Genomic DNA, 3,224 nt, shown 5'->3' on the forward strand with positions numbered 1-3,224 from the left:
AAGAAGGGCCTGTTCAAGACCTTCATGGCGCTGGCCAAGCGGGTCGGCCCGGCGCTGATGGACGGCAAGCCGGTCGGCCTGCTGGACAAGCTCAAGTACAAGCTCGGCGACCTGAGCATCTACGGCCCGCTGCGCAACTCGCTCGGGTTCAGCCGCGTGCGCGTGGCCTACACCGCAGGCGAGGCGATCGGGCCGGACCTGTTCACCTTCTACCGCTCGATCGGCGTCAACCTCAAGCAGCTCTACGGCTCGACCGAGACCGCCGTGTTCGTCTGCCTGCAGCCCGACCACGAGGCGCGCGCCGACACGGTGGGCGTGCCGGTGCAGGGCGTGGAGATCAAGCTCGCGCCGAGCGGCGAGATCATGATCAAGTCGCCTGGCCTGCTGAAGGAGTACTACAAGAACCCGAAGGCGACCGAGGAAGTGCTGACCAGGGACGGCTGGTACCACAGCGGCGACGCCGGCTTCATCGACGCCAGCGGCCACCTGAAGATCATCGACCGCGCCAAGGACGTCGGCCGGCTCCAGGGCGGCGCGCACGACGGCGCCATGTTCGCGCCCAAGTACGTCGAGAACAAGCTGAAGTTCTTCCCCTTCATCAAGGAGGCGGTGGCCTTCGGCGACCGGCGCGACCGGGTGTGCGCCTTCATCAACATCGACATGGAAGCCGTCGGCAACTGGGCCGAGCGTCGCAACCTGCCCTACGCCGGCTATGCCGATCTCGCGGGCAAGCCCGAGGTGCTGGCGATGATGCGCGAGTGCGTCGAGCAGACCAACGCCGACCTGGCACAGGACGAGATGCTCGCGGGCAGCCAGATCCACCGCGTGCTCGTGCTGCACAAGGAACTCGACGCCGACGACGGCGAGATGACCCGCACCCGCAAGGTCAAGCGCGGCGCCATCGCCGACAAGTACCAGGTGCTGATCGACGCGATGTACGGCGGCAAGTCCGAGCAGTTCATCGAGACCGCCGTGAAGTTCGAGGACGGCCGCAGCGGCAGCGTCTCGGCGACGCTGAAGATCCTCGACACCAAGACCTTCCCCGCTGTCCGGAGGGCCGCATGAACGACACCCACGACAAGAAGATCGGCGACGTCATCCTCGATGTCGCCAACATTTCCCTGCGCTTCGGCGGCGTCAAGGCGCTGACCGACATCAGCTTCAACGTGCGCGAGCACGAGGTGCGCGCCATCATCGGCCCGAACGGCGCCGGCAAAAGCTCGATGCTGAACTGCATCAACGGCGTCTACACCCCGCAGGAAGGCAAGATCAGCTTCCGCGGCCAGACCTTCAGCCACATGAACAGCCGGCAGGTCGCCGAGATGGGGGTCGCCCGCACCTTCCAGAACCTGGCGCTGTTCAAGGGCATGAGCGTGATCGACAACCTCATGACCGGGCGCAATCTGAAGATGCGCACCAACCTGTTCCAGCAGGCGATCCGCTGGGGCGCTGCATCGCGCGAAGAGGCGCAGCACCGCGAGTTCGTCGAGCACATCATCGATTTCCTCGAAATCCAGGCGTTCCGCAAGACGCCGGTCGGGCGCCTGCCCTACGGCCTGCAGAAGCGCGTGGACCTGGGCCGCGCACTGGCGATGGAGCCGCAGGTGCTGCTGCTCGACGAGCCGATGGCCGGCATGAACGTCGAGGAGAAGCAGGACATGTGCCGCTTCGTGCTCGACATCAACGAGGAGTTCGGGACCACGATCGTGCTGATCGAGCACGACATGGGCGTGGTGATGGACATCTCGGACCGCGTCGTCGTGCTGGACTACGGCAAGAAGATCGGCGACGGCACTCCGGACGAGGTGCGCGCCAACGAAGACGTGATCCGGGCCTATCTGGGCACCAGCCACTGAACGCCACGGTCACGGGAGCAACACCATGGGATTTTTCCTCGAAGCACTCATCGGCGGCCTGATGACGGGCATGCTGTATTCGCTGATCGCACTCGGTTTCGTGCTGATCTTCAAGGCCTCGGGCGTCTTCAACTTCGCGCAGGGCGCGATGGTGCTGTTCGCTGCGCTGGCGATGGCGCGGTTCGCCGAATGGATTCCGCACCTGCTGCACATCGACAACAAGACCATCGGCAACCTCCTGGCCTTCATCGGCGCGATGGGCGTGATGGTCATCGTGGCCTGGGTGATCGAACGCTACGTGCTGGGCAAGCTGGTGAACCAGGAGGGCATCACGCTGCTGATGGCCACGCTGGGCATCACCTACTTCCTCGACGGCGCCGGCCAGACCCTGTTCGGCTCGGACATCTACAAGATCGATGTCGGCCTGCCGAAAGACCCGATCTTCCTGCTGGAGAACGTGTTCCAGGGCGGCGTCCTGGTCGGTTCGGAAGACCTGTACGCGGCGCTGATCGCCGCGACGATGGTGGCGGTGCTGGCCGCGTTCTTCCAGTACACCTCGACCGGCCGCGCCCTGCGCGCGGTGGCCGATGACCACCAGGCGGCGCAGTCGATCGGCATCCCGCTCAACCGGATCTGGGTCATCGTCTGGTCGGTGGCAGGTTTCGTCGCGCTGGTGGCCGGGATCATCTGGGGCTCCAAGCTCGGCGTGCAGTTCTCGCTGTCGCTGGTCGCCTTGAAGGCGCTGCCGGTGGTGATCCTGGGCGGGCTGACCTCGGTGCCGGGCGCCATCATCGGCGGGCTGATCATCGGGGTGGGCGAGAAGCTCTCCGAGGTCTACATCGGCCCGATGGTCGGCGGCGGCATCGAGATCTGGTTTGCCTACGCCCTGGCGCTGGTCTTCCTGCTGGTGCGGCCGCAAGGGCTGTACGGCGAAAAGATCATCGACCGCGTTTGAGGAGACAAATCCATGCTTTACCGTGAGAACGGCCAGTTCAAGACCAGCTACGCGTCGGACCAGCAGATCTTCCCGATCACGCAGGACCGCCTCGGCGTGCTGGCGCTGATCGCCTTCGCTGCGATCGCCGTGCCTTTCCTGGCGTCGGAATACACCTTCCGCGCCGTGCTGATCCCCTTCCTGATCCTGTCGCTGGCGGCCCTCGGGCTGAACATCCTCGTCGGCTACTGCGGCCAGATCTCGCTCGGCACCGGCGGCTTCATGGCGGTCGGCGCCTATGCGGCCTACAACTTCCTCCTGCGCATCGACGGCATGCCGGTGATCCCGGCGCTGCTGCTGGGTGGCGCCTGCTCGACGGTGCTCGGCGTGCTGTTCGGCATCCCGTCGCTGCGCATCAAGGGGCTCTACCTCGC

General features: G+C 65.4%; 4 protein-coding genes. All 4 read left to right on the forward strand.

The window, feature by feature from the left end:
• The coding region (locus AB3X43_RS06435) for an AMP-binding protein (RefSeq protein WP_369429036.1) at nt 1-1,065 on the forward strand (1,065 nt) is incomplete at its 5' end.
• A complete protein-coding gene (locus AB3X43_RS06440; protein ID WP_369429037.1) occupies nt 1,062-1,856 on the forward strand; it encodes an ABC transporter ATP-binding protein in 795 nt (264 codons plus the stop codon). The genes AB3X43_RS06435 and AB3X43_RS06440, both read left to right, overlap by 4 nt.
• Before the next feature lie 25 nt (nt 1,857-1,881).
• The gene (locus AB3X43_RS06445) at nt 1,882-2,811 is read left to right on the forward strand and encodes a branched-chain amino acid ABC transporter permease (protein ID WP_369429038.1); all 930 of its coding nucleotides are present in this window, start codon (nt 1,882-1,884) and stop codon (nt 2,809-2,811) included.
• Nucleotides 2,812-2,823: 12 nt separating this feature from the next.
• The coding region (locus tag AB3X43_RS06450; protein ID WP_473965068.1) for an ABC transporter permease subunit at nt 2,824-3,224 on the forward strand (401 nt) is incomplete at its 3' end.

This window comes from Sphaerotilus sp., from assembly GCF_041083715.1.
Classification (GTDB): Bacteria; Pseudomonadota; Gammaproteobacteria; order Burkholderiales; family Burkholderiaceae_C; genus Sphaerotilus.